This is a genomic window from Thermomonospora sp. CIF 1, from assembly GCF_001896795.1.
Taxonomy (GTDB): Bacteria; Actinomycetota; Actinomycetes; order Streptosporangiales; family Streptosporangiaceae; genus Thermomonospora; species Thermomonospora curvata.
Map to the genome: position 1 here is coordinate 345344 of NZ_MOYN02000023.1, position 25004 is coordinate 370347.

A 25004-nucleotide genomic window follows, 5' to 3' on the forward strand; every position below is an offset into this window, starting at 1 on the left:
TGCTCAGCCCCTGCCCCCCACGCGGGCCCGCAGCCGAGCCGAACGCGCCTTGGCCATCTCCCGCTCGGCTTCCCGCTTGGCGATCGCCTGCCGTTTGTCGTAGCTCTTCTTACCACGACCCAAGGCGATTTCGACCTTGGCTTTGCCGTCCTTGAAGTACAGCGACAGCGGGACGATCGTCACCCCGGGCTCTTTGCTCTTGGCGATGATCTTGTTGATCTCCCGCCGGTGCAGCAGCAGCTTGCGGGGGCGGCGCGGCGCGTGGTTGGTCCAGGTTCCCTGCACGTACTCGGGGATGTGCACGCCCTCCAGCCACACCTCCCCGTCCTTGATGCGCCCATAGCCGTCCACCAGCGAGGCCCGGCCGGCGCGCAGGGACTTGACCTCGGTGCCGGTCAGCACCAGGCCCGCCTCCCAGGTGTCGCCGAGGTCGTAGTCGTAGCGGGCCCGCTTGTTCTGGGCCACCAGCTTGCGGCCTGTCTCACGTGGCACGGAATCAGCCTCAGTCCTTCTCGCGGGGCTTGCGGATCTAGCGTCGATCCTTGGTGGACGCGGAGGCCATCAGCCCGCGCAGCACCGCGCCCGCGCGTTCCAGGGCCTCCTCGGGGGGGCGGTCGGCCGAGACGGCCACATCGGGCTCGATCCCGGTCCCGTCCAGGTCACGGCCACCGGGGGTGCGGTAGCGCCCCACGGTCAGTTCGATCACCGAGCCGTCCTGCAGCCGGACCGGCTCCTGCACCGACCCCTTCCCATAGGTACGGGATCCTACGAGGACGGCGCGGTCGCGATCGCGCAGGGAACCGGCGACCACCTCGGCGGCGCTGGCGGTTCCGGCGTCCACCAGCACCACCAGCGGGGTGCGGCCGTCCCCCGGCTCGGTGACGCGCAGCTCCCGGGGCCGCTCGCCGCGCCGCTCATAGACGGCGACCACCCCGTCGCTCAGCAGCGCCGAGGAGGTCTCCACCGCCTCCTCCAGCAGCCCGCCCGGGTTGCCGCGCAGATCCAGGATCAGCCCGGACTCCGCGCCGCCGGCCGGCCGCTCGACGGCCTCGCGCACCTGCCGGCCCACCCCGCGGGTGAACGCCGCCACCCGGATCACCCGAATGCTGCCGGAACGCTGCTCCACGGTCACATCGCCGGTCTGCACGGCCGAGCGCACCAGCGTGAAGTGGCGCTCGGCGCCCTTCCGCAGCACGGTGAGCGTCACCGAGGTGCCGGGGGCGCCGCGCAGCGCGGCGGCGACCTTGCTCACGGTCCATCCGCCGACCTTGCGGTCGCCGATCCCGGTGATGGCGTCGCCGACCCGGACTCCGGCGCGTTCGGCGGCCGACTCCGGCTGAACGCTGGCCACCAGGACCCGTCCGGACCCTTCCTCGACGCCGAGCCACAGCCCGACGCCGCTATAGCGCCCGTTCAGCCGGCCACGGGTGTCGTCGTACTCCGTCGCGGTGTAGTAGCGGGCCCAGCGGTCGCCGAGCCGCTGCAGCATCCCGTTCACCGCGGCGCGCTGCAGCTCGGCGCGGTCGACCGGCAGGGCCGACTCCTCGGCGATCCGTTCGGCGGCCTCATCCAGCGGCCCCCGCTGGGGCCGGGTGGAGGAGGAGGGCGCCTCGGCGCCGGTCACCACGCCGGCGCCGTAAACGCACAGCACCACCGTGATCAATGCCGCACCACGGGTGAATCCACCGGCGCGAAAGCCTCGGGGGACACGACCGGTGATCCGGAGCATGGCAATGAGTGTAAGGCGGCCTTCCGATCGGATTCGCGGATATCAGACTCGCAGGTACCGGCGCAGGCTCAGGAAGGAGGCCACGGCGCACAGCAGCACGCCGACGCAGATCGAAAAGACGATCACGCCGAACACCGAGCCCCATCCCAGCTGGCTGGTGAACTGCAGCGACTCCTGAAGCTGATCGATCAGCGCCACCTTGCTGCCCATCAGCAGGATGGCCGCGAACATGCCGCCGATCAGGCCGGCGATCGCGCCCTCCAGGATGAAAGGCAGCTGGATGTAGAGGTTGGAGGCGCCCACCAGGCGCATGATGCCGGTCTCCCGGCGGCGGTTGAAGGCCGACAGCCGCACCGTGTTGGTCACCAGCAGCACCGCCGCGATCACCTGGATCGCCGCGATCAGCATCGCCGCCCACTGCAGGCCGTTGAGGATCTTGAAGAACCGGTCCAGGATCTCTTTTTCGTTGACCACCTGGTCCACGCCGTCCCGGTTCGCCAGCAGCTTGGTGACCTCTTCGAACTTCTCCGGATCGGTCAGCCGGACGCGGAAGGAGTCGGGGATGTCACCCACTTTGGTGCTGTTCACAAAGCCCGGGCTGTTGGAGAAGCTCTCCCTGAACCGCTGATAGGCCTCTTCCTTGCTCTCGTAGGTGACGTCCTTGACCACCGACAGGCTCTCCAGGTCGGCCTGGATCTGCTGCTTCTGCTCCTCGGTGACGTCGGTCTTGTTGCAGCTGGGGTTGGAGCTGGTCTTGGCGCACAGGAAGATCGAGACCTCGATCCGGTCGTGCCAGTAGCTCTTGGAGCTGTCGACCTGGAGCTTGATGAGCAGACCGGTGCCCAGCAGCGCCATGGCGATCGCCACGGTGATGACCAGCGAAATGGTCATCGTCAGGTTCCGGCGGAGACCGATCCAGATCTCCTGGGCTACGAACTGTACGCGCATGCCTCGCTGTCCTTGGTCGACCTTGCCTGCCGGAATACCGGGCCGGGCTCGGTGCAGGCTGTATCAGTACGCCTGGCCGTAGACGCCGCGCGACTGGTCCCGGACGATCCGGCCGTCCTCCAGCTCGACGACGCGCTTGCGGAAGGCGTCGACGATCGCGGCGTCGTGGGTGGCCATGACGACGGTGGTGCCGGTGCGGTTGATGCGGTCCAGCACCTTCATGATGCCGATCGAGGTCGCCGGGTCGATGTTCCCGGTGGGCTCGTCGGCCAGCAGGATCATCGGCCGGTTGACGAACGCCCGGGCGATGGCGACGCGCTGCTGCTCACCGCCGGACAGTTCATCGGGCATCCGGTCCGCCTTGCCCTCCAGGCCCACCAGATCGATGACCTCGGGCACCACCTTGCGGATGAACCGCCGGGGCTTGCCGATCACCTCCAGCGCGAACGCCACGTTCTCAAAGACGTTCTTGTTGGGCAGCAACCTGAAGTCCTGGAAGACACAGCCGATCCGACGACGCAGGTGCGGCACCTTCCAGTTGCTGAGCCGGCTGAGATCCTTGCCGGCCACGTGCACACGCCCCTGCGACGGACGCTCCTCCCTGAGGATCAGACGCAGGAACGTCGACTTGCCCGAACCGGAGGGCCCCACCAGGAACAGGAACTCGCCCTTCTCGATGGAGACGTTCACATGCTGGAGGGCCGGGCGATTCTGGTTCGGGTAGACCTTGGTGACGTTGTCAAAGTGGATCACGGCTGCATCACGGCTCGTCAGTCTAGAGGCTGGGAACGGCTCCTTGGCCACCCCCGAGGGGGCCCTCGCACCTGCACGGGCACGGGGCACTCCGGGATAGCAGCCCGGTTGACCTGGGAGCAGTCTAGGGGGGAAAGTCAAGCGTCCCGGTCCACTCGCGCCGACTCCGCGGTTTCGACGGTCACGGACCGGCCAAGGTGACCATACAAGGCAGCTAGGGTGGATGGGGGCAAAAAAGGCCATTTACCCCAAGGAGGTTGCGAGATGAGCTGCGATCACATGATCTGCGGTCGATGCTCGCACCCGGTCAGTGAGGGGCGCTGCCGCAGCTGCCGGCAGTTCCGCGACGAGCTCCACGGGTACGGGGTCGTGGTGCCCTCCACGATGCTGCTGGCCGTCCTGCTCCTGCTGCTCGCCCTGGCCTTGACACTGCGGCTGAGCACCCTCGGCTGAGCGCTCCGGCTCTTTGCGGGCCGTCAGTTGACCTTCTGCGGAGCGGTGGCCCGGACGGCGGCGCCGTCGATGGCGATCACCTCCGCCTTGGGCTGGGTCTTCTTGCCGTTCTTGGCGTCCTTGATCTTGGGCGGGTCGTAGGCGGCGAACTGCAGCACCTCATAGACGTTGAGCTGGTTGCCCAGGATCAGGCTGTCGAGCAGGTGGGCGGCCTCGGTGGGGATGGGCGGACGGTCGTTTTCGTCCTTGGCCAGCGTCACGGTGTCGCGGCCCAGCGCATACAGCACAAAGGCCCCGCCATCGACGGTGCGCAGCGAAAAGATCGGGTACAGCGTGGCGGGGAAGACCACATCGAAGGCCAGGCCCTCCTTGGCCGCCCGCTTCTTGATCTGCTTGGTCTCGGTGAAGTAGCCGGTGGTGCCCGGACCCGGCTTCATCAGGTCGGCGGGGACGCTGTCGGGGCCCTCCTCGGCGATGGCCGCCTGGATGCCGGCCAGGCTCTTGGGCGGGATCAGCAGGTCGTCTTCGCCGGTGAGCACCGCGGTGGCATAGCCTTCGGCGTCCAGTGCGATCTTGGGCAGCCGGGCCTTGTCCCGCAGCAGCGTGGACAGGCTGAGCTTCCAGGCCGACTCCCGGTCGCGGCGGATGAAGGCCATGATCGCGGTGCGGCTCCGGCCGGAGCCGGCCCGCCGCCCGGCGGCGGCCCGCTCGGTGCGTTCGGCCACCACGACGAACCACTGCGGGAAAGTGGACTCCGACAGGCGCGGGACGTAGATGGTCGGGCTCTTGTACTCGTGGCGCGGCACCGGCTCGCCGTGGAAGACGGCCCGGCGGTACTCGGCGGCGGTGATCGGGGTCTGGCCGTCGGCCACCCAGTTCAGCGCCAGCCGCTCATCGCCGCTGGCGCGGGCCACATCGTCGTTGTTGACGAACTTGCTGAACTCGCGGGCGGCCACCTGCGGGGTCAGCCGCTGCGGCTCCGCCGGGGAGGCCGCCGCCACCGGGGCGGTCGGGGCGCTGCGGTCGCCGGCCGAGCAGCCGGTCAGCAGGGCCGCCGGCAGCACCCACAGCAGCACCGCGACGACCGGCACGGCCAGTGAGGATCGTTTCACCGCCTGTCCCCCCGACTCGTCCGGCTCGGCGTGCTGATGAGACGTGCTGATGAGTGAGACCTGATGAGGTGAGATTCTGCCATCAAGAAGCGTACGTGCGCGTGCCGGGACCGGTTCGGCGCGTACCGTCGCAGGCGGCGGACGCGCAACAGACCGGACCGGTGCCGGGCCGCGGATAAACTCACAGTGTGGCAGGCATCGATTCCGTAGATCAGCTCAAGGAGCTCGGCTCGACCCTGACCGGGATCGAGGCCGTGCTCGACCTGGACGCCATGCGCGCCGAGATCGCCAAGCTGCGCGAGGAGTCGGCCGATCCGGACCTGTGGAGCGACCAGGAGCGCGCCCAGCAGGTGACCCGCAGGCTGTCCTACCTGGAGAACGAGCTGAACCGGGTGACCTCGCTGCGGCAGCGGCTGGAGGATGTCGCCACGCTGTATGAGCTGGCCGAGGAGATGGACGACGCCGACACCCGGGCCGAGGCCGACGCCGAGCTGGAGTCGCTGCGCAAGGACATCCAGCAGCTGGAGGTCCGCACCCTGATGTCGGGCGAGTACGACCACCGCGAGGCGCTGATCACCATCAACGCTCAGGCCGGCGGGGTGGACGCGGCCGACTGGGCGCAGCAGCTGCAGCGGATGTACCTGCGCTGGGCCGAGCGGCACGGCTACCCGACGGAGATCTACGAGACCTCCTACGCCGAAGAGGCCGGGATCAAGTCGACCACGTTCGCGGTCAAGGCCCCCTACGCCTACGGCACGCTGCGCGGCGAGCACGGCACCCACCGCCTGGTGCGCATCTCCCCGTTCGACAACCAGGGCCGCCGCCAGACCTCGTTCGCGGGGCTGGACGTGGTGCCGGTGGTCGAGCAGAGCGACCACGTGGAGATCGACGAGAACGACCTGCGGATCGACGTCTACCGCTCCTCCGGCCCGGGCGGTCAGGGGGTCAACACCACCGACTCGGCGGTGCGCATCACCCACATTCCCACCGGGATCGTGGTGTCCTGCCAGAACGAGCGGTCCCAGCTGCAGAACAAGGCCACCGCGATGGCGGTGCTGAAGGCCAAGCTGCTGGAGCGCAAGCGGCAGGAGGAGGCGGCCAAGATGGCCGACCTGCGCGGCGAGGGCACCAGCAGCTGGGGCACCCAGATCCGCAACTACGTGCTGCACCCCTACCAGATCGTCAAGGACCTGCGCACCGGCGTGGAGTCCGGCAACCCGGCCGCGGTGCTGGACGGGGAGATCGACGAGTTCATCGAGGCCGAGATCCGCTGGCTGCGGCAGCGGGAGAGCGAGCAGAAGCAAAAGCAGGAGGCGACCTCTTAAAGCCGCGGGCCGCCGAGGCACGGCGGCAGATTGCGCGTTCAGACAGTGACCACATGGTCACTGTGCGATGATTGCGGGAGGGTCTTCCGTTCCCCGGGAACGCCCCGGGTGCCCGCTTTCGCCGTCAGCCGACCGTTCCGTCCTCTTTAAGGCTTTCGCGCGGCGGGACCCGGTCGTAGGCTCTATGGCCCCGCCGGGCACCGGTTCCCGCCCGCAAGTCCTGACCGCTGCAGGCGGGCGAGGCGGTGCCCGGCGGCATCCGGCCCGCGCAGGGACGCCGCCGCCGAGTCCGTACACTGGCCGCGCCCTTGTTGTTCGTCCCGAGGTGGGGAGCATGCGCCGACAGGTGGCCGGTGTCCTGGCCGGTCCGCTGCTGCTGGGGTGCCTGCTTGCGGGGGGCTGCACCGGAGGCGGCGCGGCCGACCCGCACGGCCGGCCGGCTGAGGACGCCCCCGCGGTATCGGCGGCGCAGTCGCAGGAGATCATCGCCGGCTGGGCGGCGCGCTACAACCGGGCGGTGGCCTCCGGCCGGGAGGCCGACTGGCGGGAGCTGACCACCGGTGCGCTGCAGGAGGTGATGGTCGAACGGGCCCGCGTCCACGGCGGGCTGCCGGACTCCGAGCGCATCGCCCTGCACAACCCCGCCCTGTACGTGCCGCGGCTGCCGGCCCACCCCAAGTGGTTCGCCGTCGCCGCCCTCGACGACGTGGGCGGGCCCACGCGCCAGGTGCTGGTGCTGTTTCAGCAGGCCAGGCCGGATGAGCCGTGGCGGGCCGCCCACCTGCTGGAATTCCGCGGGGCGCCGCCCAAACTGAGCTATGACGGCCAAGGCTATGCGATCGCCGCGACGGACGCCTCCCTGCCCGCCGGGCACGCCGGGTACCTGTCGTCGGGGGACATGACGACGTTCCGCCCCGACCGTTTCACCCGGCGGGCCCGCACCGCCGCCCGCCCCTCGGCGGCCCCCGCCGGCTGGTCGCTGACCAGCCGGTTCGGCACCGGCCCGCACCCCTCCTACAGCCTGCGCACCGACGACGGCGGTGCGCTGGTGTGGTACTCCATCGAGCAGCGGCAGACCTTCCGGGCCTCGGGGGCGGCCCGCCCTAGCACGCTCCCGGCGGACCTGCGGGCTTATCTGACCCGGACCGGGCGGCTGTCGGCCACCCGGATCCAGGCCTCCTGGACGTGGCTGGCCATCGGCTACGCCCCGCCGCAGGGCACCACCCATGTGCTGGGTGAGAGCGTCCACCTCACGCAGGTCCGCACCTGACCCGCACCGGGCGGTCCGGGCGGGCCCGGACCGCCCATCCGGTCACAGGGTGACGGCGGTGACCAGGGTGCGGATGGCGCCCAGGGCCACGGTGAGGGTGGCCAGGTCGAAGCTGTCGCTCTCCCAGATCTCGCCCAGCGTGCGCTGGGCGCGCGCCACCGCGCTGTGGTTCTTGTCGCTCCAGCCGGTCAGCCGCTCCTCCGGGCTCAGGCCGGGCTCGGTGGAGGCCAGCACGTCCCGGGTGAGCGCGGCGTGCGCGGCGTACAGGTCGTCGCGCAGCGCCGCCCGGGCCATGGTCTTCCACCGGTCGCCGCGCGGCAGCGCGATGATCCGCTCGCGCAGCCGGGCCAGCTGCAGCCGGTCGGCCAGGTCGAAGTAGACCTCGGCGACCTCGGTCACCTCCCGGCCGGTGTCGCGGGCGATCTCCACCAGGTCGAAGGTGGAGTAGGCGGGCACCATCAGCGCCACCTGCTCGGCCAGCTCGTCCGGCACGCCCCGCTCGGTGAACCAGGTGCGGCGCTCTTCGAAACGGGCCAGGTCCAGCCCGGCCAGCAGCTTGGGCAGCTGGTCGGTCAGGGCGCGGGCGCCGGCGGCGAAGAAGTCGATGGTGTCGCTGATGCCGAAGTGGGGGCGCCGGTTGCGCAGCAGCCAGCGGGTGCCGCGCTCGGTGAGCTTGCGGGCCTCCAGCAGCATCTTGATCTGGGTGGACTCCTCCACCTGGTAGGACAGCCCCTCCACCCGGCGCCAGAAGCGGGGCATGTCGAACACCTGGCGGGCCACCAGGTAGGCGCGGGCGATGTCGGGGCCGGCGGCGCCGGTCTCCTCGTTGATCCGGAAGATGAAGGTGGTGCCGCTGTTGTTGACCAGGTCGTTGACCACCCGGGTGGTGATGATCTCCCGGCGCAGCGGGTGGCGGTCCATGTAGGGGCGCAGCCGCCCCCGCAGCGGGGTCGGGAAGTAGTCCACCAGCCACGACTGCAGGGACGGGTCGTCGGGCAGGTCGGAGGCCAGCAGCTCGGCGTCCAGGGTGAGCTTGGTGTAGGCCAGCAGCACCGCGAACTCCGGCCCGGTCAGCCCCAGCCCGGCCTGCCGCCGCTCGGCCAGCGTCTTGTCGTCGGGCAGGAACTCCAGCCGCCTATCCAGCCTGCCCTCGCGTTCCAGCTTGCGCAGGTAGCGGCCGTGGACGTGGAGCATGGAGGGGGCCTGGCGGCGGGCGGCGGCCAGCACCACGTTCTGGGCGTAGTTGTCGGCCAGCACCAGCTCGGCGACCTCGTCGGTCATCTCGTCCAGCAGCGCATCCCGCCGCTCGCGGGTCAGCTCCCCGTCGCGCACCGCCTGGTCGAGCAGGATCTTGATGTTGACCTCGTGGTCGGAGGTGTCCACCCCGGCGGAGTTGTCGATGAAGTCGGTGTTGATCAGCCCGCCCTTGCCGTCGGGGCCGCCGCGCAGCGCGTACTCGATGCGGGCCAGCTGGGTGAAGCCCAGGTTGCCGCCCTCGCCGACCACCTTGCAGCGCAGTTCGGCGGCGTTGGCGCGCACCGCGTCGTTGGCCTTGTCGCCCACGTCGGCGTGGCTTTCGGAGGTGGCCTTGACGTAGGTGCCGATGCCGCCGTTCCACAGCAGGTCCACCGGGGCGCACAAGACCGCGTGGATCAGCTCGAACGGGGTCATCGCCGTCACCTCGTCGCCGATCCCCAGCGCGCGGCGCATCTGCGGGGTGATGCGGACCGACTTGGCGGTGCGGGGGAACACCCCGCCGCCGGGCGAGATCAGCGCCGGGTCGTAGTCGGCCCAGGAACTGCGCGGCATCTCGAACAGCCGCTTGCGTTCGGCGTAAGAGCGCTCGGGGTCGGGGTCGGGGTCGATGAAGATGTGCCGGTGGTCGAAGGCGGCCACCAGCTTGATGTGCCGCGACAGCAGCATCCCGTTGCCGAACACGTCGCCGGACATGTCGCCGATGCCCACGACGGTGAAGTCCTCGCGCTGGATGTCCTTGCCGAGGGTGCGGAAGTGGTATTTGACCGACTCCCAGGCGCCGCGGGCGGTGATGCCCATGGCCTTGTGGTCATAGCCCACCGAGCCGCCGGAGGCGAAGGCGTCGCCCAGCCAGAAACCGTAGGAGGCGGCGACCTCGTTGGCGATGTCGGAGAAGGTGGCGGTGCCCTTGTCGGCGGCCACCACCAGGTAGGGGTCGTCGCCGTCGTGCCGGACGACCTTGGGCGGCGGCACCACGGCGCCGTCGACCAGGTTGTCGGTGATGTCCAGCAGGCCGCTGATGAACTCCTTGTAGCAGGCCACCCCGGCGGCCAGGTAGGCGTCGCGCCCGGCGGCCGGGTCCGGTAGCCGCTTGCCGACGAAGCCGCCCTTGGCCCCGGCGGGCACGATCACGGTGTTCTTGACCGCCTGGGCCTTGACCAGGCCGAGGATCTCGGTGCGGAAGTCCTCGGGCCGGTCCGACCAGCGCAGCCCGCCCCGGGCCACCGACCCGAACCGCAGGTGCACGCCCTCGGTGCGCGGCGAGTAGACGAAGATCTCGAACTTGGGGCGGGGTTCGGGCAGGTTGGGGATGCTGCGGGGGTCGAACTTCAGCGACAGGTAGGGCTTGTCCTGGAAGTGGTTGGTGCGCAGCGTGGCGTTGATCAGCGCCAGGTAGGAGCGCAGGATGCGGTCCTCATCCAGGCTCTCCACCTCTTCCAGGGCGCCGGTGATCTCCTCGGCGATGGCGGTGCTGCGCTCGGCCTCGCCGTCGATCAGCGCCGGGTCCAGGCGCGACTCCCACAGCCGCACCAGCAGCCGGGTGATGGCGGCGTTGCGCAGCAGCACCTGCTCGATGTGCCGCTTGCTGAAGTTGATGCCGGTCTGCCGCAGGTACATGGCGTAGGCCCGCAGCACCATGGCCTGCTTCCAGGTCAGGCCGACGTGCAGCACCAGCGCGTTGAACCCGTCGTTTTCGATGTCGCCGCGCCACAGCGCCCGGAAGGCGTCTTCGAACAGCTCCTTGACCTGGTCTTCGGGCACCGCGCTGACCGGCTGGTAGCGCAGCCCCAGGTCGTAGATCCAGTAGCGGCGCAGCTCGGAGGTGACGATCTCATAGGGACGTTCGTCCACCACCTCCACGCCCATGTTGTGCAGCAGCGGCAGGATGTGCGACAGGGAGATCGGCGGACCCAGCCGGTAGATCTTCAGCCGGCGTTCCCCGGTCACCGAGCGGCGCGGCTTGTACAGGTCGATGCTGATCTCGCCGTCCTCGCGCAGCGCGTCCAGCCGCCGCAGGTCGGCGACGGCGGTGTGGGCGGGGAAGTCGGCCTTGTAGCCCTCGGGGAAGGCGTCGCCGAACAGCTTGGCCAGGCGGCCGGCCTGCTCCCCTTCGCACTGCTGGGCGATGGCGTCGGCCAGGTCGTCGGCCCACGAGCGGGTGGCGGCGGCCAGCCGGGCCTCCAGCTCGGCCGGGTCGGCCTCCGGCAGCGGCTCGCCGCGTTCCCCGCGGACCACGATGTGCAGCCGGGCCAGGGTGGACTCGGAGACCATGGCGCTGTAGTCGACGGCCACGCCGTTGAAGGCCCGCCGCAGGATCTCCTGCATGCGCAGCCGGATCTGGGTGGTGTAGCGGTCGCGCGGCAGGTAGATCAGGCAGGACATGTAGCGGCCGTAGACGTCCTTGCGCAGGAACAGCTTGAGCTGTTTGCGGTCGCGCAGCCGCAGCACGCCCAGCGCGATCGGCAGCAGTTCCTCCACCGACATCTGGAACAGCTCATCGCGCGGGTAGGTCTCCAGGATCTCGGCCAGGTCCTGGCCGTCGTGGCTGTCGGGGGTGAAGCCGGCCCGGTCGATCACCTCGTCCAGCTTGCGTTTGAGGACGGGGATGTGCGCGATGGACTCGCTGTAGGCGACATAGGTGAACAGGCCCAGAAAGCGCCGCTCCCCGACCACCTCGCCGTTGGCGTCGAACTTCTTGACGCCGATGTAGTCCAGGTAGTGCGGGCGGTGCACGGTGGAGCGGGAGTTGGCCTTGGTGAGCACCAGCAGCTTCTTCTCCCGGGCCTTGGCCCGCACCGGCGGCGGCAGCGCCGCGAAGCCGCCGGAGTGGGACTTGTCGTGGCGCAGGATGCCCAGCCCGGTGCCGGTCACCGGGGTGAGGACGGAGCCGTCCTCGCTCAGGTCGTAGTCGCGGTAGCCCAGGAAGATGAAGTGGCCGCCGGCCAGCCAGTCCAGCAGCTCGACGCCCTCGGCCAGTTCCTTGTCCGGCAGCGGCGGGGGGTTCTGGGAGATCTCCCGGGCGATGGCCTTGGCCAGCGCGCGCATCTTGGGCTCGTCCTCGTAGGCCACCCGCACGTCCCGCAGCACCCGCTGCAGGTCCTCTTCGACCTGCTTGAGCAGGCCGGGGTCGGTGATGCGGTCCACCTCGATGTGGATCCACGACTCGTCGAGGTCGTGCGGGCTGGCCTTCTTGGCGCGGAAGGCGTGCAGGCGACCGGCCACGTCGCGGTCCACGCCCAGCAGCGGGTGCACCACCATCTGGGTGGTCAGGTCGTGGCGGAGCAGCTCCATCGTCACCGAGTCGACCAGGTAGGGCATGTCGTCGGTGACCACCTGGACGACGGTGCGCCCGGGATCCCAGCCGTCCTCCTCGCGGCTGGGGTTGAACACCCGCACGTTGGCGCGGCCCTGGGGCCGCACCCGGCCGAGCCGCCAGTGCGCCAGGGCCGGGCCGTAGATGTCGGCCGGGTCGCGTTCGGCCAGGTCCTCGTGAGGTACGTGCCGGTAGTACAGCCGCAGGTAGGCGACCGTTTCCCGGTGGTCGCCCGGACGGTCACCGGGGGCTTGCGCGCAGGCCTCCACAACCGTTCGAAGCAGTTCGTCCTTGGCCGGATCGAGCTCGCCGCCCATGTAACACTCCCCTAGAACTTTGCGTCACCTCTTTGTGACGCCGCTCATGGGCGCCAGCCTAGTCATCCAACGCCCCTTTCGCTGGACGAAGATCGGGATACCCTGCGACGACAAGAGCGCACTTCGCACCGGGACACGTTCCTGTCTTTTTCGGAAATCAGCGGCGATGGCGCCGAGACGGGGCCGGATGGTGCCGAAAATAGAGATTCTCGCAGCGCTGTCGTCGCAGGAGAAACCACCGCCCCATGCCGCGGCTCCCGGGCTTCATTTCAAAGACCGGTCTCAGGTCCGGGGAGCGCCGCGCCCGGATTCGGATCGCCCCAGGTCACACCGCCCCCTGCAGGCGGTCTGCGGAAATGGCGCGCCAAAAAGTTCAGTACACCCTTTTTGGTGCCTGTTCACCGATCGGCGGGGATCGTTCCCCGCCCCGGCGACCGGCATCCGCACGGACGCCGGTCGCCGGGGCGCGGGCGGCGAGGTTCAGTGACCGTCATCGGCCGTCCCGCCGGAGTCCTCCCCTCCCCGGCTCGGCTCGGGGTCCGGCTCCTCCGGTTCCGGGGCGTGCGTCGGAGGGTCCGCCGGAGGGTCGGACGGCTCGGGGGTGTGGTGCGTGGGCGGCGTGGTGGGATGGGTGGGCGGCGGCGTGTACGGCGGCGGGTTGTGCGGATCGCCGCTCGTCGGCGCGGCACTGGGCGTGGCGCTGGGAGTGTGGCCGGTCGGGGTGGGGGTGGGAGTCACGCCACTGGATTGCGTCCCGGTCGGCTGGGTCCACCCGCTGTTCTCCGGCACGCCGCCGGGGGCCCGGGCGGGGGTGGAGGTGGCCGACTGGCTGGAGTTCCCGGAAGTGGGCGCGATGTAGTGGCGGTCGTTGAGCGCCGAGGCCGCCAGTGCCGCGATCGCCACGGCCGCCGCCAGCGCCCCGGCTCCGGCCAGGAGCGCCCGCCGGTTCAGGGCGGGCCGCCGGTCCGGGTGCGGGCTCGCGTTGAAGGCGGCCTCCGCGGGCAGAGTGGCCTGGGCGTCCGGGTCGAAAGACGCCGCATGCCCGCCCCCTGAGCCCGGGTCCGTGAACGCCTCCGGGGAGACATCCGCCTCCCCCGGGGTCTGGCCGGCCGGCACCGCGGCCACGCCCCCGAGCGCTCCGGCGGCGAGGGTGGCGGCCTGGGCGAGCGTCCCCTCCTCGAACGGGGCGGCGGCCGGGTCCGGCGCGCCCGCCGGGGACGCCGCGGCGGGCGCAGGGGTCTGCTGCTCCTGGCCGAGCAGCCGCAGCAGGATCTGCCGGGCGGTCGGCCGCCGGGCCGGGTCCTTGGCCAGGCACTCGGCGACCAGGGAGCGCATGGGCTCCGGCAGGTCGCCCAGGTCCGGTTCGGCGTTGACGATCCGGTTGACCACGCTGGGGATGGTGTCCATCCCGAAAGGGGCCTGGCCGGTCGCCACATAGGCGATCGTGGCGCCCCAGGCGAAGATGTCCACGGCCGGCGTGATGGTCCCGCCCGACAGCTGCTCGGGCGCCATGTAGGCGGGGGTGCCGACGATGCGGCTGCTGGTGGTGGCGGCCGACAGGTCCTTGGCGACGCCGAAGTCGATCACACGCGGGCCGTCCTCGGCGATCAGCACGTTCCCGGGCTTGAAGTCGCGGTGCACGATCCCGGCCTGGTGGATGGCCACCAGCGCGGTGATGGTGCCGATGGCCAGCCGCTCCAGCGCCGAACCGGTGATCGGCCCCCGCTCGGTCACCAGGCGCTGCAGCGACGAGCCCGTGACGTACTCGCTGACGATGTAGGGCTGATCGCCCTCGACGTCGACGTCCAGCACCTGGGCGGTGCAGAACCGGGCGACCCGCATGGCCGCCCGGGCCTCCCGGACGAACCGCTCGCGCGCGGCGGCGTCTTCCACCAATTCCGGGTGCAGCAATTTGACCGCGACATGACGGCCGTCCGGTGCGGTGCCGAGATAAACGGCGCCCTGACCGCCGGACCCCAGCCTGCCGATCAGTTCATACCCGCCCAACCGGCGCGGATCGCCCGTGCGCAGCGGAGTCGCCGCCGGCTTCGGGATCGAGGTCGCCATGACCGATCCTCCCCCTCCAAGTGCTGACGGGCCGTTCGGTCCGGTGATTCATCCGGTCGGTCCCACAACGTCTGTGATGCCGAGGAGCGCTTTCGGGTTCGCCCTTCATAAGGACTAGAGAGGACGGCAGTGATTGAGAAAAGACGGAATGTAATTAAGTGGCTACGGGTAGTGGTTGCTGTGGCGTTCTTCGAGAGGGGGTACGACACAAATGTCAATTCCTTTAAAGGCGCTCTGCGGTGCGGCCACCGTGGCCCTGGCACTGGTGCCCAGTGTCGGTCAGGCCCGAGTATCCGGCCACGCCGCGGTGCCGCGACCCGATAAGACCGCCAGAGGGCATACCGGTCACGTCGCGGCGCAGCAGCCACAGCACGGTCGCCCTGAGGGGAAGCAGGGTGCACCGGCGGGCCTGTCGCTACGGCACGACCTGTACGTCCGGCAGAACGCCGCTGTGATGCGCGAGCAGGCGCTGCAGACGGCCCTGCGGCGGCGCATGGTGCGCTACCGGCGGGCCAAGCTGATCGAGCAGTGGCAAAGGCGCGCCGACCGGGCGGTGCGCTTTGCGCTCAAGCAGCGCGGCAAGCCCTACCAGTGGGGCGCCACGGGCCCGCACAGCTACGACTGCTCCGGGCTCGTCCAGCAGGCCTGGCGCCGGGCGGGGGTGTCCATCCCGCGGGTGTCGCAGGCGCAGTACCACGGCATCCGCACCAAGGTCCCGCGCGACCGGCTGCGGCCCGGAGATCTGGTGCTGTTCAACGGGCTGCGGCACGTCGGCATGTACATCGGGCGGGGCCGTTTCATCCACGCGCCGAGGACCGGCCGGACGATCACCGTCGAACGGCTGCGGGGGTACTACGCGCGCAGCTACGTGGGCGCGGTACGCCCGGCCTGGCCCCGGCTGCCCAAGGTTCCCAAGCACTGATACCGCTCATCGACCGAACCGGCCGCACGCAATTTTCGGCGCGGCTCCCCGCATCACCGCTGCGACCCGGTGATGCATGGGCAGGCCCGCCGCGTCCGGCCCGCCGGTCTGTTCGGTGCCCCGGGCATAGGGCATATGCCCGGGGCACCGCCGTTCATGCATGGAACTTCACGGCCGGTAGTGCTCCAGCACCTCGGGGTTGGCCATCGAGCCGGGATTGGCGGCCTTCTCCACGGGCGTGCCGAGCAGGATCTTGCGGACCGGGATCTCCAGCTTCTTGCCCGACAGGGTGCGGGGCACCCCGGGGACCTGCCGGATCTCGTCGGGCACATGGCGGGGCGACAGCGCCGTGCGCAGGGCCTGCCGGATCCGGCCGGCCAGCTCCTCGTCCAGGGCGACGCCCTCGGCGAGCTGGACGTACAGCAGCAGGCGGCCTTCTTGGCCGAGCCGGCCGGTGTCGATGACCAGGCTGTCGACGACCTCGTCGAACGCCTCCACCACCCGGTAGAAGTCGGAGGTGCCCATCCGCACCCCGCCCCGGTTGAGGGTGGAGTCGGAGCGGCCGTAGATCACACAGCCCCCGTCGGGCAGGATCTTGACCCAGTCGCCGTGCCGCCAGGCCCCGGCGAAGCCTTCGAAATAGGAGCCGCGGTAGCGCGCGCCGTCGGGGTCGTTCCAGAAGAACACCGGCATGGACGGCATCGGCTCGGTCAGCACCAGCTCGCCGACCTGGTCGACGACCGGTTTGCCGTCCTCGTCGTAGGCCTCGACCTTGGCGCCCAGCCCCCGGCACTGGATCACCCCGGCCCGCAGCGGCAGCAGCGGGCACGGCCCGACGAACCCGGTGCACACGTCGGTGCCGCCGGAGAACGACCCCAGCAGCAGGTCCGAGCCGACCGCCGCATAGACCCACTCGAACCCCTCCGGCGGCAGCGGCGAGCCCGTGGAGCCGATGCCGCGCAGCCGCGACAGGTCGTACTCGGCGCCCGGCCGCAGGCCCGCCTTGCGGGAGGCCATGATGTAGGGGGCGCCGACGCCCAGGTAGGTGACGCCGAGCTCGGCGCTCAGCCGCCACAGCTCATCCCCCTTCGGCGCGCCGTCGTACAGCACGACGGTGGCTCCCACCAGCAGCCCGCCGATCAGGTAGTTCCACATCATCCAGCCGGTGGTGGTGTACCAGCAGAACACATCCCCCGGCCCCAGGTCCTGGTGGAACGACAGCGCCTTGAGGTGCTCCAGCACGATGCCGCCGTGCCCGTGCACGATCGGCTTGGGCAGCCCGGTCGTCCCGGACGAGTACACCACCCACAGCGGGTGGTCGAACGGCACCTCTTCGAAGGCCAGGTCGTGGCCGGGGCGGGGCAGGTCGGCGTAGGCGACGCCGTTGCGCAGCAGCCCGTCCGGGGAGGCGGCCGGGTCCAGGTAGGGGATCAGCACGGTGGCGCTCAGCGACGGCAGCGCGGCCTCGATCTCGGCGACCACCGCCCGGCGGTCGAAGCGCCTGCCGCCGTAGACGTAGCCGTCGACGGCGATCAGCACCTTGGGCTCGATCTGGGCGAACCGGTCGATCACGCTGGCGGAGCCGAAGTCCGGCGAGCAGGAGGACCAGATCGCCCCCAGCGAGGCGGTGGCCAGGAAGCAGATCAGCGCCTCGGGGATGTTGGGCAGGTAGGCCGCCACCCGGTCGCCCTTGCCGACCCCCAGCCCGGCCAGCCCGGCCCGCACCCGCGCCACCTGATGCGCCAGCTCGCCCCGGGTCAGGACGCGGTGCCCGCCGGCCTCCGAGCGGAAGACGACCGCCACCTCCTCGGGGCGTTCCGCGGCCCCGCGCAGCGCGTTGGCCGCGTAGTTGACGGTGGCGCCGGGGAACCAGCGCAGCCCGTCCACCGGCATCGGCCCGCCCCGGCGCACCGGGCCGTCCCCGCGGGTGCCGACCACGTCGAAGTAGGACCACAGCGAGTCCCAGAAGGCGTCGATCTCGGTCACCGACCAGCGCCACAGCTCCTGGTAGGAGGCCTGCGCGCCGGGGCCGAGACCGCGTTCGGCCAGCCACCGCCGGTACCGGGTCAGCTGCGCGCGCTCGATCACCTCCGCCGGCGGTTCCCACAGCACCCGGCCCTGCGCCGCGTCCTGCCGGCCCTCCTGCACACTGGCGGCCTCATTGCCTGCCATAGCTCCCACCTCCGAGTGGACCATACGCCCGCCGGTGCTCGGTCGCTTCCTTCCCGGCCTCTCCCGGGACGCAAGCGTCCCGGCGTCGATGGTCCACCCAAGACGGACGCGGGCTCAACGACGCGGGCGCGGCGGGCGGCCGAGACGACCCCGCCAGGCGCCGGTCAGGAACGGGCCGGGGCGGTCAGGTGATCGACGGCGCGCAGGACCGTGTCGGTGTCGGCCAGGGTGGGCAGCACGATGTCGGCGCCGGCGGCGCGCAGCTCGGTCTCGGTGGCGCTGCCGGTGGCGACCGCCAGCACCTGGGCGCGGGCGATCTTGGCGGCCTGCACGTCGCGGGCGGAGTCGGCGATGTAGACGGTGGGTCCCTTGGCGGTCCCCTCCTGCCAGGCGGCGGACTCGTCGAAGGCGACGCCGTACTTTTGGGAGGCCTTGCGCCGGGCCAGCTCCAGCAGTGCGGCCTTGCTGTAGACGCCGTCCTCATAGCCGCCGACCTCGGGGTCGATATGGGAGTCCAGGCCGAACTCGGCGAGCTTGATCACCGCGTTGGGGCGGATGCAGCCGGTCAGCACCGACTGCACGGTGCCTGGCCGCCGGGCCAGGGCCGCCACCGCCTCCTTGGCGCCCGGCAGCAGCCGTCCCTCGGCGCGCAGCCGGCCGCGCCGGGCCGCGAACGCCTGAGCCAGCGCGGACATGAACGCCGGCAGATGCTCGTCGGTCACCTCGACGTCGTTGAACGCCAGCGTCTCGAAGATGATCTCCGACTCGGTGCGCCCGGCGGTCGGCGCCAGTTGTTCCAGGGGGCGCCCCGTGGTCCGTTGAAAGGCCTCGGCGTAGGCGTCCCGGGTGACCCTCCCGACATCGACCAGCGTGTGGTCGATGTTCCACAGCACCAGACGATAGGTCGTCGACATCCCGTTTCCCACTGTGCTAATGCCGACGCCCGGGAGCGCTCGTCCCGGCACGGTAGCGGCGTTCGCCCATAGCCTACGGTCAGGGGTCGTGCCTGGACAGCCCCGCTCCCGATATCGCCCGTGCTCGTTCGCTCAGCCCATGTGCGGGTAGCGGTGATCGGTGGGCGGCACGAACGTCTCCTTGATCGTGCGGACGTTGGTCCAGCGGATCAGGTTGAAGATCGAGCCGGCCTTGTCGTTGGTGCCGCTGGCGCGGGCCCCGCCGAACGGCTGCTGTCCCACGATCGCCCCGGTGGGCTTGTCGTTGATGTAGAAGTTGCCGGCCGCAAAGCGCAGGCGTTCGGTGGCGGCGGCGATGGCCTGCCGGTCCCGCGCGATGATCGAGCCGGTCAGCCCGTAGGGGGCGATGCTCTCCATCTGCCGCAGCATGGCGTCGTAGTCGCCGTCGTCGTAGACGTAGACGCTGAGGATGGGGCCGAAGTACTCCTTGGTGAAGACCTCGTCAGTGGGGTCGTCGGCCTCCAGCACCGTGGGGCGCACGAAGTAGCCCTCGGAGTCGTCGGCCCGCCCGCCGGCCAGCACCCGGATGGAGTCGCTGGCGTGGGCCCTTTCGAGGGCCGCCCGGTGCTTGGCGAACGCCCGCTCGTCGATCACCGCGCCCATGAACAGCGACAGGTCCTCGGCGACGTTGCCCATGGTCAGCGACTCGACCTCGGCGCAGAAGTCGTCGCGCACGGCCTGCCACAGCGAGCGCGGCAGGTAGGCGCGGGAGGCCGCCGAGCATTTCTGCCCCTGGTATTCGAAGGCGCCGCGGATCAGCGCGGTGCGCAGCACGGCCGGGTCGGCAGAGGGGTGGGCGACCACGAAGTCCTTGCCGCCGGTCTCGCCGACCAGCCGGGGGTAGCCGCGGTAGCCGGCGATGTGCTCGCCCACCGTCCGCCACAGGTGCTGGAAGGTGGTGGTGCTGCCGGTGAAGTGGACGCCGGCCAGCTCGGGGTGGGGCAGCGCCACGCGGGAGACCGCCTGCCCGTCCCCGGTGACCATGTTGATCACTCCGGGCGGCAGCCCGGCCTCCTCCAGCAGCCGCATGGTGTAGTGCGCGGCCAGCTGCTGGGTGGGCGAGGGCTTCCAGATGACCACGTTGCCCATCAGGGCGGGCGCGGTGGGCAGGTTGCCGGCGATGGAGGTGAAGTTGAACGGGGTGATCGCCACCACGAACCCCTCCAGCGGCCGGTACTCCATCCGGTTCCAGGTGCCGGGCGCCGATTCGGGCTGCTCGGCCAGCAGCCGGCGGGCGTAGTGCACGTTGAAGCGCCAAAAGTCGATCAGCTCGCAGGCCGAATCGATCTCCGCCTGGTAGGGGCTTTTGGACTGGCCGAGGATGGTGGCGGCGTTCAGGGTGGCCCGCCAGGGGCCGGACAGCAGCTCGGCGGCCCGCAGGAAGATCGCCGCGCGTTCCTCGAACGGCAGCGCCCGCCAGGCGCCGGCGGCCTGCCGGGCGGCCTCGATGGCGGCGCGCACGTCGGCGTCGGTGGCGTTGCCGAGGCGCCCCAGCACGTGGCCGTGCCGGTGCGGCTCGACCACCTCGATGGGCTCCCCGCCGCCCAGCCGGCGCTCGCCGCCGATCGTCATGGTCAGCTCGTGCTGCTCGGCGCCCAGTTCCTTGATCCGGTCCTCCAGCGCGGCCCGCTCGGGGCTGCCGGGGGCATAGCTTTTGACCGGCTCGTTGGCCGGTACCGGCACGTTGGTGACCGCGTCCATGGGCCTGCTCCCCAAAAGTCCGACATCGTCGTCGAAGGCACCCGTCAGGAGACCTACCCGGATCGCGCGCCCGCGACGCTCCCGCCGGGGACCGCGATCCGTCCCAAGGTCTGGACGAGCCGCGCGAAGGGAGCGACCATCGGGCAATGGACGGCAAGACCCGCACCGCGATCTATCTGCGCCAGACCGGCCGCAAGAAGCTGACCGGCAAGCAGGCCAAGCGCCTGCGTCAAAAGGAGAACCGGCGCGCCGCCTCCGGCGGCGCCGCAAAGAGCTGACGGCGGGGGCTCACAGGTCGCCCAGTTCCTGGGTGGCGTACCACAGCAGTTCGTGGCCCTCGGCGCCGTCGACGGTGAACTGGGCGTCGGCGTCGCCGGCGTCGGCCGCCGGCAGCGCCTTCACCGCGGCCAGGATGTCGTCCGCGGCGGCCTCGTCATCGACGTGCCCGGCGGCGATCTGGCGCATCCGCACCGGCGCGGTCACCTGCACCAGCGCCCGCTCCTGCTCGCCCGGGCGCCACTGGACGATGCGCTCGGGGACCTCGGCGGCCAGCACCACGCGCCGCGGCGGCGCCGCCGGGTCGGCGGCCAGCAGCCGCAGCGAGGCGCGGGCGGCGGCCGTCATCGCCGCGTACTCCAGTTCCTCGGTGTCGCCCTCGGCGTACCACTCGCGCAGCGCGGGGGTCACCGCATAACCGGTCAGCGGGGCGGGGCCGACCTGGCCGGCCGCCAGGACGTCGGCCAGCTTCACAAGCGTGGACGGCAGGTAGACGCGCATGACGTCAGCAGTCTGCCAGAGGCACTCCCAACAGTTCTCCCAGGCGTTCGATGGTGACGGCCACATCGGTGTGGTGCAGGCCGATCATCCCGATCGCCTCGGCGGCCCGCACGTTGTGCTCGATGTCGTCGATGAAGGCGCACTCGTGCGGCTGCAGGCCCATCAGCTCCAGGGTGTGCCGGAAGATCCGCTCGTCCGGCTTGCGCATCCCCACCTCGCAGGAGATGACGACCGCGTCGAACAGCTCGCCCCACATCTGGCGGGGGTAGTCGTTGCCCCAGGAGTTGGACAGCAGCCCGATGCGGGCCCCGGCGGCGCGGGCGGCGCGCAGCGCCTCGTACATCGGCTCCACCGGGTGGAAGGCGGCGAACATCCGACGCAGCAGGCCCTCGCTCTCCACCGGCCCGCCGTCCACCGTGCGCAGCTCGGCGGCCAGCAGCCGCTCGAACTCCGCCGGGTCCAGCGTGCCGTCCTCCAGCCCGTGGATGGGGTTGGCGGTGCCGGCCGCCGGGTCGTAGGCCTGCATGACCCACGAGCGCATGACGTCCTTGTAGCGCCGGGCGTCGATGCGGTCGGCGGCCATCCACTGCCTGATGGCGTCGTTGAGCGGAGAGGTCAGCACCCCGCCCCAGTCGGTGATCACAGCCTTGACGTCCACGTCCCGAATGGTAGGGGATGCCCCGGCACAGGACCCGAATCTCATTCTGCGAGACTGGGGGCATGGACTTCGAACTCAGCCCCAAGGCCCGGGAGTACGCCGAGAAGCTGCAGGAATTCATGGACGAGCACGTCTATCCTGCAGAGTCCGTCTATGAGGCCCAGCGCGCGGAGCTGACCGCGGCGGGCAAGCCCAACGCCTGCCCCCCGATCATCGAGGAGCTCAAGGCCGAGGCCCGCAAGCGCGGGCTGTGGAACCTGTTCCTGCCCGACATCTCGGGGCTGTCGAACGTCGACTACGCCACCCTCGCCGAGATCACCGGACGCTCCTTCCACCTGGCGCCGGAGGCGGTCAACTGCGCCGCCCCCGACACCGGGAACATGGAGGTGCTGCACATGTTCGGCACCGAGGAGCAGAAGGAGCGCTGGCTGCGTCCCCTGCTGGAGGGCCAGATCCGCAGCGCGTTCGCGATGACCGAGCCGGACGTGGCCTCCTCCGACGCCACCAACATCACCACCTCCATCGTCCGGGACGGCGACGAGTACGTCATCAACGGCCGCAAGTGGTTCATCAGCGGCTCCGCCGACGACCGCTGCAAGATCTTCATCGTGATGGGCAAGACCGACCCGGACGGCCCGGTGCACCGCCAGCAGTCGATGGTGCTGGTGCCGCGCGACACCCCGGGCGTCCGGGTGGTGCGGGACCTGACGATCTTCGGCTACCGGGACCAGCACGGCCACCCGGAGGTGGTGTTCGAGAACGTGCGGGTGCCGGTGAGCAACCTGCTGGCCAACGAGGGCGACGGGTTCATGATCGCCCAGGCCCGGCTGGGTCCCGGCCGCATCCACCACTGCATGCGCGCCCTGGGGATGGCCGAGCGCGCCCTGGAGCTGATGTGCCAGCGGGCCGTCTCCCGGGTGGCCTTCGGCAAGACGCTGGCCGAGCAGGGCGTGGTGCAGCAGCAGATCGCCGAGTCCCGGATGGCGATCGAGCAGGCCCGGCTGCTGACCCTCAAGGCCGCCTGGATGATCGACAAGTACGGCTCCAAGGGCGCCCGCACCGAGATCGCCGCGATCAAGGTGGTGGCGCCGCGGGTGGCCTGCGAGGTCATCGACCGCGCCATCCAGGTGCACGGCGGCGCCGGCGTCAGCGGCGACACCCCGCTGGCCGGCATGTACGCCTGGGCCCGCGCCATGCGGATCTTCGACGGCCCGGACGAGGTGCACATCCGCACCGTCGCCCGTCAGGAGCTCAAGCCCTACCGGAGCTGAAGCGGCCCCGCCGCGGCGGGCGGCCTCCCGGCCCGTGCCGAGAACCGGCCGGGAGGCCGCGCCGTGAGCGCGCCTCGTCCCGCCCGCCCGCCGCGGTCACCCGGTGCGCAGGCGCCGCAGGGCCTCCCGGACGCCGCCGTGGGCCTCCTGCAGCGCCAGCGTGGCCCGGGAGGTGGAGACCTCCCCCAGCAGGGAGACCAGCGCGACCTTGGTGTCGCCGCCCGCCTCCGACAACGCGTTCTCGCAGGTCTCGGTGTCCATGCCGGTGGCCTCGATGAGGATGCGCACCAGGCGGGCCCGCAGCTTGTCGTTGACCGCGTTGACGCTGACCATCAGGTTGGAGTAGGTCCGGCCCAGCCTGATCATCAGCGTGGTGGAGAAGGCGTTGAGCACCAGCTTGGTGGCGGTGCCGGCCTTCATCCGGGTGGAGCCGGTGATCACCTCCGGGCCGGTGGCCATCCCGATGTGGATGTCCACCTCCTGCCCGTAGGGGGAACGCGGGTTGGCGCTGACCAACGCCGTGCGGGCACCGGTCCGCGCGGCGGCGCGCAGCGCGCCGATGACATACGGGGTGCGCCCGCTGGCGGCGATCCCGACGGCGATGTCGCCGGGGTGCACATCGGCGGCGTCCCGGGCGCCCAGGTCGGCGTCGTCCTCCACGTCCTCGATGGCCTGCGACAGCGCCCCCAGCCCGCCGGCGTGGTGGGCCACCACCCGGCCCCACAGCCCGAAGGTGGGCGGCAGCTCGGCGGCGTCGATCACCGCCAGCCTCCCGGAGGTCCCGGCGCCGAAGTAGTGCACCCGGCCGCCGGCCCGCAGCGACTCCACCGCCAGGTCCACCAGCTCGGCGATCTCCGGCAGCACCGCGGCCACCACGGCGGGCACCTTGGCGTCCTCGTCGTTGATCAGCCGCAGCACCTCGATGGTGGGCAGGACGTCCACATCGACGGTGCGCGGGTTGCGGCTTTCGGTGGGCAGATCGCACTCGATCACCGGCGCCTCCGATCGGGTCGTACCGTACGGCTGCGGACCGCCTCGTAGGTGGCCTCCAGCGCTTTGCGGGTGGTGGCGTAGGTGCGCTGCGCGACGCCCACGAAGACGCAGTCGATCACGGTGAGCTGGGCCAGCCGGCTGGCGGTGGCGCCGGAGCGGAAGGTGGTCTCGCGGGCCGCGGTGGTCAGCACCAGGTCGGCCACCTCGGCGATCGGGGACTTGGGGAAGTTGGTGACGGCCACCGTGGTGACCCCTCGTCCCTTGGCCACCGCGAGCGCGTCGATGGTCTCCACCGTGGCGCCGGTGTGCGAGATGCCCATCGCCACGTCCCCCGGATTGAGCACGGCGGCGCTGGTCAGCATGATGTGCGCGTCCGACCAGGCCGAGCAGTGCCGGCCGATGCGGTGCAGCTTCTGCTGGAAGTCCATGGCCACGAAGGCGCTGGCGCCGACTCCGTAGACGTCCACCCGGGAGGCGGCGACCACCGCGTCGATCACCTGTTCCAGCACCTTGATGTCGAGCTGGGCGGCGGTCTCCTCGACCGCGCGGGCGTCGGCGAAGGTCACCTTCTCGACGATCTCCTCCAGGGAGTCGTCGGGGCTGATGTCACTGCCGATGACCCGCCCCCCGGAGACGCTCTGCGCCCGGCCGGCCTCGGTGGCCAGCGTCAGCCGCAGCTCCGGGTAGCCGGTGAAGCCGATGGCCCGGCAGAACCGGATCACGGTGGTCTCCGACGTCCCGCAGGCGTGTGCGAGCTCGGTGATGGTGGAGTTGGCGACCCCCTCGGGGTCGTCGATCACCCGCTGGGCGACCCGGCGTTCGGCGGGCGGCAGCGACGGCAGCAGCGAGCGCACCCGCACCACGGTGCTGAGCGGCGCCTCCTTGGTGGAGCGCGAGGCCGCCGGGGGCGCGCCGGTATCCCCGTGGCCCCCTGTGTCTCGGCCGTTGGTTTTCCTCATGTCAGTAAGTTTCTTACGTTCAAGATGTAACGT

General features: G+C 70.9%; 20 protein-coding genes. 6 read left to right on the plus strand and 14 right to left on the minus strand.

Going from position 1 to position 25004, the window contains the following annotated elements:
- Nucleotides 1–3: 3 nt before the first annotated feature.
- The 4 genes from smpB to ftsE all read right to left on the minus strand — a co-directional run bounded on the left by smpB (nt 4) and on the right by ftsE (nt 3430).
- Nucleotides 4–492 (minus strand): SsrA-binding protein SmpB, encoded by a 489-nt coding sequence (smpB, locus tag BUE48_RS19935; RefSeq protein ID WP_012854316.1) that lies wholly within the window; start codon nt 490–492, stop codon nt 4–6.
- 37 nt (nt 493–529) lie between these two features.
- A complete protein-coding gene (locus BUE48_RS19940; RefSeq protein WP_041442430.1) occupies nt 530–1654 on the minus strand; it encodes a S41 family peptidase in 1125 nt (374 codons plus the stop codon).
- A 117-nt stretch (nt 1655–1771) separates the two neighbouring features.
- Nucleotides 1772–2677, minus strand: a complete 906-nt coding sequence (gene ftsX, locus BUE48_RS19945; RefSeq protein ID WP_012854318.1) for a permease-like cell division protein FtsX — start codon at nt 2675–2677, stop codon at nt 1772–1774.
- 63 nt (nt 2678–2740) lie between these two features.
- Nucleotides 2741–3430 (minus strand): cell division ATP-binding protein FtsE, encoded by a 690-nt coding sequence (ftsE, locus tag BUE48_RS19950; RefSeq protein WP_041440141.1) that lies wholly within the window; start codon nt 3428–3430, stop codon nt 2741–2743.
- Nucleotides 3431–3694: 264 nt separating this feature from the next.
- Between ftsE and BUE48_RS19955 the strand changes: the two genes are divergently transcribed.
- A complete protein-coding gene (locus tag BUE48_RS19955) occupies nt 3695–3883 on the plus strand; it encodes a hypothetical protein (protein WP_012854320.1) in 189 nt (62 codons plus the stop codon).
- Between the two features lie 23 nt (nt 3884–3906).
- On the opposite strand, the gene BUE48_RS19960 is transcribed toward BUE48_RS19955, so the two are convergent.
- Nucleotides 3907–4995 carry a DUF8094 domain-containing protein gene (locus tag BUE48_RS19960; RefSeq protein ID WP_286990722.1) on the minus strand — a complete coding sequence of 363 codons (1089 nt, stop codon included), beginning with the start codon at nt 4993–4995 and terminating at the stop codon, nt 3907–3909.
- 188 nt (nt 4996–5183) lie between these two features.
- Here BUE48_RS19960 and prfB point away from each other — a divergent pair, with 188 nt between their 5' ends.
- On the plus strand, nt 5184–6320 hold the full coding sequence (gene prfB / locus BUE48_RS19965; RefSeq protein WP_286990723.1) for a peptide chain release factor 2: 1137 nt from the start codon (nt 5184–5186) through the stop codon (nt 6318–6320).
- A gap of 334 nt (nt 6321–6654) precedes the next feature.
- On the plus strand, nt 6655–7590 hold the full coding sequence (locus BUE48_RS19970) for a DUF8094 domain-containing protein (RefSeq protein WP_012854323.1): 936 nt from the start codon (nt 6655–6657) through the stop codon (nt 7588–7590).
- Nucleotides 7591–7632: 42 nt separating this feature from the next.
- On the opposite strand, the gene BUE48_RS19975 is transcribed toward BUE48_RS19970, so the two are convergent.
- Both BUE48_RS19975 and BUE48_RS19980 read right to left on the minus strand, forming a co-directional pair.
- Nucleotides 7633–12477, minus strand: a complete 4845-nt coding sequence (locus BUE48_RS19975; RefSeq protein WP_286990724.1) for an NAD-glutamate dehydrogenase — start codon at nt 12475–12477, stop codon at nt 7633–7635.
- Between the two features lie 480 nt (nt 12478–12957).
- Entirely contained in the window at nt 12958–14544 is a 1587-nt protein-coding gene (locus BUE48_RS19980) for a serine/threonine-protein kinase (RefSeq protein WP_012854325.1), read from the minus strand.
- A gap of 454 nt (nt 14545–14998) precedes the next feature.
- On the opposite strand from BUE48_RS19980, the gene BUE48_RS19985 reads away from it, so the two are divergent.
- Nucleotides 14999–15466: a C40 family peptidase gene (locus tag BUE48_RS19985; protein WP_286990725.1), complete on the plus strand. Its 468-nt coding sequence runs from the start codon at nt 14999–15001 to the stop codon at nt 15464–15466.
- A 168-nt stretch (nt 15467–15634) separates the two neighbouring features.
- On the opposite strand, the gene BUE48_RS19990 is transcribed toward BUE48_RS19985, so the two are convergent.
- The 3 genes from BUE48_RS19990 to pruA form a co-directional block, all read right to left on the minus strand.
- Nucleotides 15635–17638 carry an acetoacetate--CoA ligase gene (locus BUE48_RS19990; protein WP_286990726.1) on the minus strand — a complete coding sequence of 668 codons (2004 nt, stop codon included), beginning with the start codon at nt 17636–17638 and terminating at the stop codon, nt 15635–15637.
- A gap of 164 nt (nt 17639–17802) precedes the next feature.
- Entirely contained in the window at nt 17803–18552 is a 750-nt protein-coding gene (locus BUE48_RS19995; protein WP_012854328.1) for an HAD family hydrolase, read from the minus strand.
- 132 nt (nt 18553–18684) lie between these two features.
- Nucleotides 18685–20313 (minus strand): L-glutamate gamma-semialdehyde dehydrogenase, encoded by a 1629-nt coding sequence (gene pruA / locus BUE48_RS20000; protein ID WP_012854329.1) that lies wholly within the window; start codon nt 20311–20313, stop codon nt 18685–18687.
- A gap of 146 nt (nt 20314–20459) precedes the next feature.
- Here pruA and BUE48_RS20005 point away from each other — a divergent pair, with 146 nt between their 5' ends.
- Entirely contained in the window at nt 20460–20591 is a 132-nt protein-coding gene (locus BUE48_RS20005) for a hypothetical protein (RefSeq protein ID WP_012854330.1), read from the plus strand.
- Between the two features lie 10 nt (nt 20592–20601).
- Here the strand turns inward: BUE48_RS20005 and BUE48_RS20010 are convergent, their stop codons facing one another.
- Nucleotides 20602–21090, minus strand: coding sequence for a DUF6912 family protein (locus tag BUE48_RS20010; protein WP_286990727.1), 489 nt, complete (start codon nt 21088–21090; stop codon nt 20602–20604).
- A gap of 4 nt (nt 21091–21094) precedes the next feature.
- On the minus strand, nt 21095–21793 hold the full coding sequence (locus tag BUE48_RS20015) for an HAD family hydrolase (protein ID WP_012854332.1): 699 nt from the start codon (nt 21791–21793) through the stop codon (nt 21095–21097).
- Nucleotides 21794–21810: 17 nt separating this feature from the next.
- On the opposite strand from BUE48_RS20015, the gene BUE48_RS20020 reads away from it, so the two are divergent.
- Nucleotides 21811–23019 (plus strand): acyl-CoA dehydrogenase family protein, encoded by a 1209-nt coding sequence (locus tag BUE48_RS20020; protein ID WP_012854333.1) that lies wholly within the window; start codon nt 21811–21813, stop codon nt 23017–23019.
- 96 nt (nt 23020–23115) lie between these two features.
- Here BUE48_RS20020 and murQ read toward each other — a convergent pair whose 3' ends face one another.
- A complete protein-coding gene (gene murQ, locus BUE48_RS20025) occupies nt 23116–24012 on the minus strand; it encodes an N-acetylmuramic acid 6-phosphate etherase (protein ID WP_012854334.1) in 897 nt (298 codons plus the stop codon).
- The gene (locus BUE48_RS20030; RefSeq protein WP_012854335.1) at nt 24009–24971 is read right to left on the minus strand and encodes a MurR/RpiR family transcriptional regulator; all 963 of its coding nucleotides are present in this window, start codon (nt 24969–24971) and stop codon (nt 24009–24011) included. Before BUE48_RS20030 ends, murQ begins: the two co-directional genes overlap by 4 nt.
- Nucleotides 24972–25004: the final 33 nt, after the last annotated feature.

Excerpts from the sequence above, each read along its gene's own strand:
- ftsX (WP_012854318.1), bottom strand. The coding sequence starts at position 2,677 with ATGCGCGTACAGTTCGTAGCCCAGGAGATCTGGATCGGTCTCCGCCGG.
- BUE48_RS19955 (WP_012854320.1), top strand. The coding sequence starts at position 3,695 with ATGAGCTGCGATCACATGATCTGCGGTCGATGCTCGCACCCGGTCAGT.
- BUE48_RS19970 (WP_012854323.1), top strand. The coding sequence starts at position 6,655 with ATGCGCCGACAGGTGGCCGGTGTCCTGGCCGGTCCGCTGCTGCTGGGG.
- BUE48_RS19975 (WP_286990724.1), bottom strand. The coding sequence starts at position 12,477 with ATGGGCGGCGAGCTCGATCCGGCCAAGGACGAACTGCTTCGAACGGTT.
- BUE48_RS19980 (WP_012854325.1), bottom strand. The coding sequence starts at position 14,544 with ATGGCGACCTCGATCCCGAAGCCGGCGGCGACTCCGCTGCGCACGGGC.
- BUE48_RS19985 (WP_286990725.1), top strand. The coding sequence starts at position 14,999 with ATGCGCGAGCAGGCGCTGCAGACGGCCCTGCGGCGGCGCATGGTGCGC.
- BUE48_RS19990 (WP_286990726.1), bottom strand. The coding sequence starts at position 17,638 with ATGGCAGGCAATGAGGCCGCCAGTGTGCAGGAGGGCCGGCAGGACGCG.
- BUE48_RS19995 (WP_012854328.1), bottom strand. The coding sequence starts at position 18,552 with ATGTCGACGACCTATCGTCTGGTGCTGTGGAACATCGACCACACGCTG.
- pruA (WP_012854329.1), bottom strand. The coding sequence starts at position 20,313 with ATGGACGCGGTCACCAACGTGCCGGTACCGGCCAACGAGCCGGTCAAA.
- BUE48_RS20005 (WP_012854330.1), top strand. The coding sequence starts at position 20,460 with ATGGACGGCAAGACCCGCACCGCGATCTATCTGCGCCAGACCGGCCGC.
- BUE48_RS20010 (WP_286990727.1), bottom strand. The coding sequence starts at position 21,090 with ATGCGCGTCTACCTGCCGTCCACGCTTGTGAAGCTGGCCGACGTCCTG.
- BUE48_RS20015 (WP_012854332.1), bottom strand. The coding sequence starts at position 21,793 with ATGAGATTCGGGTCCTGTGCCGGGGCATCCCCTACCATTCGGGACGTG.
- BUE48_RS20020 (WP_012854333.1), top strand. The coding sequence starts at position 21,811 with ATGGACTTCGAACTCAGCCCCAAGGCCCGGGAGTACGCCGAGAAGCTG.
- BUE48_RS20030 (WP_012854335.1), bottom strand. The coding sequence starts at position 24,971 with ATGAGGAAAACCAACGGCCGAGACACAGGGGGCCACGGGGATACCGGC.